Consider the following 4,120-nt stretch of genomic DNA (forward strand, 5'->3'; position numbering starts at 1 on the left):
CGGTTAGACTCGGAGCATTAATGTGATAGTTAACTTCGCCGCAAAACCAGCGGCAAAGTTAGCTATCGGATTAAGCGGACGAGTCTGGGTCGTCGGAACACGTTTTTCGGCTAGATAGCAGCAAAACAAATACTAAGCCGAAAAAGCCGTAGCGACACTAACGCACCCCACAGGATTCAAATCAAACTCAAACAAAAAATGGATTAACCTCTCAACAAGCCAGTTGAGACGGCTAATCCATTTTATTTTAGCGATTACTTAACCGTATTCGTCTTAATCCGATCCAACGGAATCTCTCGCGGTGTAAATTCATCACTGGTCTGACCCAAGGTTAATGCAAATGCTGGTTTGAAGCCATCCGGAATCACGCCACTTGGAATCGAACCCAGACTGGCCATATTATAATTAGCACCTAGTCCCTGGTCTTCTGCTGCCAATTCCATATTGTGAACAATCGTGCCGGCAGAAATTTCATCTGAAGCACTGTCGACTTTCACTGAAACCACAATGACAGTCGGTGCGTCATAAATCCCCGTCATTTTAGATAAGACTTCGGCATCCTGAATCACCGTCAGCCGATAATCATCGTAGCGTCCCATACCAACTGGTGCCGCATTAGCTGCTAACAAAATTTGGTGAAGCTGGTCATCTGATATCTGTCCGGAGTATTCTCGAACCGCCTTACGTGCTTGAATCATTTTTAGTGTTTCCATCGTCACATCTCTCCTTACTTTTCCTGTACACTTCCATTGTAAGCGTTTTTTATGGAAAACGAAGGTTTCTGGAAAAGTTTCTTATCATCAACTAAAAAACATGGTAAGCTCAACTTATCTATCACATTAGGAGGATCATTTATGACGAACTACAAGTTTTTACAACCAGCAAAGTTACGAAACGGCGTCACAATCAAAAATCGAATTGCCATGTCTCCAATGACTGAAATGTCCAGCTTCGAAGACGGTAGTATCACGAATGATGAAATTGACTACTTTCGGTTGCGTGCCGGCGGTCCTGGCATGGTCATCACCGGATGTGCCAACGTCAATGATCTCGGTAAAGGTTTCGAAGGTGAATTAAGTGTTGCCCACGAAACCATGTTGCCGGGACTGGCACGTTTAGCCAACGCCATTAAAATCAACCACACCAAAGCAATTTTACAAATTTTTAGTGCCGGTCGTATGAGCAACAGTCGTGTTCTTCGCGGCAAGCAACCCGTTTCTGCCAGCGCGGTGGCTTCTGAACACTTGGGTGCTGAAACACCCCGAGCACTTTCCAATGAAGAAGTTGAACAAACCATTCAAGACTTTGCCAACGCCACCCAACTTGCCATTGATGCCGGCTTTGATGGCGTTGAGCTCCACGGTGCCAACACTTATTTGCTTCAGCAGTTCTTCAGCCCCCATTCCAACCGCAGAACAGACCACTGGGGCGGTTCCCTGGAAAAACGGATGAATTTCCCATTAGCCGTCATTGATGCCTGCGCAGACGTTATCAAGAAATCCGATTCCTCATCCTTTATCTTAGGCTACCGTCTTTCTCCTGAAGAAATTGAAGTGCCTGGCATCCGAATGGCAGACACCCTTGCCCTCATCAAAGAATTAAACAAAAAGCCAATCGATTACCTCCACATATCATTGGCAGATGCTTGGCAGGGATCGATTGTTGACCGTGACGACAAACAACCGCTGTTCGAAAAAATTCAAGAAGTGCTCGCTGATGATTTGCCACTGATGGTGGTGGGTCACTTGGCCTCTCCTGCCCAAGTTGAAAAGCTGATTGCCGCTGGTGTCCAATTTGCTGCCATGGGACGGGAACTAATTCGTGAACCAAAGTGGGTCCAAAAAGTTGAAGCTGATGATGAACAAGCGATTCGCTATACCTTCTCACTGCGAGATCTGGATGAGTTGAAAATTACCCCGCCACTCCTGAATTTTTTGCGGACTGCGTTTAAGAAGGGCTTCCCGATTTCAACTGATGAGAAGCAGATTCGAATTTAAAACTGTAACATTCCCCAATCCCAAAGCTGGCAATCAGTTCAGCCTTGGGATTTTTTTTATTTGATCTGTTCCCCTTGACGATTAGAACATATGTTCGTATATTATAGCCATAGGGGGTGTTTAACATGATTCGAAACGTTCCACGCGATCAATGGCTCTATAATGACCGTGGCATGATGAAATGGCTGGGATACTTTTTGAGCGATCACACCCAGGATATGACAGATAAAAAAAGCGAAGAGGCCCCGATCCGTCGGCTGCCGGAACAGGAACCAGAGGTGATTGATAAGGTATTGCAGGACAGTTGGCAAAACGCCAAACAAATTACCCTTCAATTAAATGATGATGGCTATTTAAACGTTTATAATATAAGTGGTATTGTCATTGGTGCCAATGATAATTTGATCTATCTTCAAACCGATAAGATGGTTACAATAAATGTAAACGATATTCGCCATGCAAAACTCAAAGAAGGAAGTAAACCAATTTGAAACAGACCATTAACGTCCCTTGTACGAACAACGAAATAACGATCATGGTTGATTCGGTCAACTACCAATACCTGGCATTGCGCCGGGCATCCCTTGATGTCGCCCCACTTGAATCCGTCAATGTCACACTAACGGATGAAGCTGTCGACGGCCACAGCTATTACGAAGTTGCCGGCTTTAACGTCGCCAAATCCGCACAACTAGAGTCCTTCAACCTGATCCCTGGAGATTACGTGGTCTACCGAGCACTTCCCGGAAGTGAGCCAAGTATGGTCATTCAGTTGGTCAATCAATTTAAACAAGCAAATTAACTGGAGATGATGGGCGTGAATAAAATCAGCCAAGTCACAATAGTTGCCGTTTCGTCACTCGGATTGATGGGTGCAGCCACAATGACGACCCAAGCCGCAACGTGGCATCAGGGAACGCCAACCGCCCTGCGCGGTCACTGGAAAAACAAAACAATCAACGTTGGTAAGTATTTTGGGGTAAAGAAGTTATACAGTTATGAGTCCGTTCGGGTTAAGAAGAACCAGATCAACGCCTCTCTGACTCAATCAGAAGGCTGGCACATTACAAATACGAAATGGAAGTCTGTGGGCGCAAATGCCTACACGATTGTCGGCACTGATATGCTGAATAAGTCGCAGCAGGCCCGTTTTACGTTCAAACGAGTTGGCCATGGCTACGTGCACATTTATTATGATGGCGTCAACATTGCCAAGAATACCCCGTTTTCACCGAACTTTTATCGGGTATCGAAGAACACTTCATATTGAATTGACAAGGATGTTGCAGCGTTGATATTTGCTGGCATCCTTTTTTGTTGTGACAACTGCTGGCCCTGAATGAGAAATCGTGTTCTTATCAGAAGGCAGCCGCTTGCATTTGTTTGTGATAATCCTTACAATATTTAAAGTTACTATTTTTAAAAATACATACTTGGAAGTCCTGCTAATGTCAAAACAAAATCGTTACTCTTTGATCATCATGGTCTTTGGTGCCTTCTTTGGAATCCTCTGTTCAACCCTAATGAACGTTGCCTTACCAACTTTTATGAAGGTATTTGGTGTTTCTTCCGGAACCGTGCAGTGGATCAGCAACGGCTACACGCTGGTAAATGCAATCATGATTCCGGTCAGCGCGTACCTAACCAAAAAGTTTACATTCCGATCGTTATTTATTTTTTTCGCGAGTATCTTTTTAATTGGAACTGTGTTTGGTGCGCTGGCCCCCAACTTTTTAACCTTAATTATCGGCCGGATGATTCAAGCAATTGGCGCCGGCATGATGATGCCCCTGGTAAACAGCTTGGCAATCCGCTATGCCCAACCTGGTAAAAAAGGAGCGGTCATGGGCATTGTCGGCTTGGCATTTAATTTCTCACCCATTATTGGCCCGACGCTTTCCGGGGTGATTTTAAACTACTTCTCATGGCGTTACCTCTTCATTCTGGTACTGCCGTTTATCATCATTGATTTAATTATGGCCGTCACGGCACTGCCGAAGATCCCAACCAATCAAGCACCTAAATTTAACGTTGAGGGGTTGATGACCGTCAGTTTCGGCTTGCTCGGCTTATTGTGGAGCTTCTCAAATGTTAGTCAATACTCGATCGAATCAATGACGGTC

At 44.9% G+C, this 4,120-nt stretch carries 6 protein-coding genes; 5 read left to right on the plus strand and 1 reads right to left on the minus strand.

Annotation, left to right across the window (positions count from 1 at the left end; genetic code table 11):
* Positions 1 to 254 precede the first annotated feature (254 nt).
* Positions 255 to 713 carry a nitroreductase family protein gene (locus AB3112_RS08975; RefSeq protein WP_367334333.1) on the minus strand — a complete coding sequence of 153 codons (459 nt, stop codon included), beginning with the start codon at positions 711 to 713 and terminating at the stop codon, positions 255 to 257.
* A 141-nt stretch (positions 714 to 854) separates the two neighbouring features.
* Here AB3112_RS08975 and AB3112_RS08980 point away from each other — a divergent pair, with 141 nt between their 5' ends.
* From AB3112_RS08980 to AB3112_RS09000, 5 genes are all read left to right on the plus strand, one after another.
* Positions 855 to 1,997, plus strand: coding sequence for an NADH-dependent flavin oxidoreductase (locus tag AB3112_RS08980; protein ID WP_367334334.1), 1,143 nt, complete (start codon positions 855 to 857; stop codon positions 1,995 to 1,997).
* Positions 1,998 to 2,122: 125 nt separating this feature from the next.
* Positions 2,123 to 2,488, plus strand: a complete 366-nt coding sequence (locus tag AB3112_RS08985) for a hypothetical protein (protein WP_057910072.1) — start codon at positions 2,123 to 2,125, stop codon at positions 2,486 to 2,488.
* Positions 2,485 to 2,799, plus strand: a complete 315-nt coding sequence (locus AB3112_RS08990; RefSeq protein ID WP_057910073.1) for a hypothetical protein — start codon at positions 2,485 to 2,487, stop codon at positions 2,797 to 2,799. The genes AB3112_RS08985 and AB3112_RS08990 overlap by 4 nt, the downstream gene beginning before the upstream one ends.
* Positions 2,800 to 2,814: 15 nt before the next feature.
* On the plus strand, positions 2,815 to 3,267 hold the full coding sequence (locus tag AB3112_RS08995; protein ID WP_084972717.1) for a hypothetical protein: 453 nt from the start codon (positions 2,815 to 2,817) through the stop codon (positions 3,265 to 3,267).
* Between the two features lie 178 nt (positions 3,268 to 3,445).
* Positions 3,446 to 4,120 (plus strand): MFS transporter (locus AB3112_RS09000; RefSeq protein WP_367334335.1); only part of this gene is annotated, 675 nt, incomplete at its 3' end.

This window comes from Lentilactobacillus sp. (genome assembly GCF_040773105.1).
Taxonomy (GTDB): domain Bacteria; phylum Bacillota; class Bacilli; order Lactobacillales; family Lactobacillaceae; genus Lentilactobacillus; species Lentilactobacillus parabuchneri.

What these genes read in the sequence shown, in the direction of transcription:
- AB3112_RS08975 (WP_367334333.1), bottom strand. Translation starts at nt 713, where the DNA reads ATGGAAACACTAAAAATGATTCAAGCACGTAAGGCGGTTCGAGAATAC.
- AB3112_RS08980 (WP_367334334.1), top strand. Translation starts at nt 855, where the DNA reads ATGACGAACTACAAGTTTTTACAACCAGCAAAGTTACGAAACGGCGTC.
- AB3112_RS08985 (WP_057910072.1), top strand. Translation starts at nt 2,123, where the DNA reads ATGATTCGAAACGTTCCACGCGATCAATGGCTCTATAATGACCGTGGC.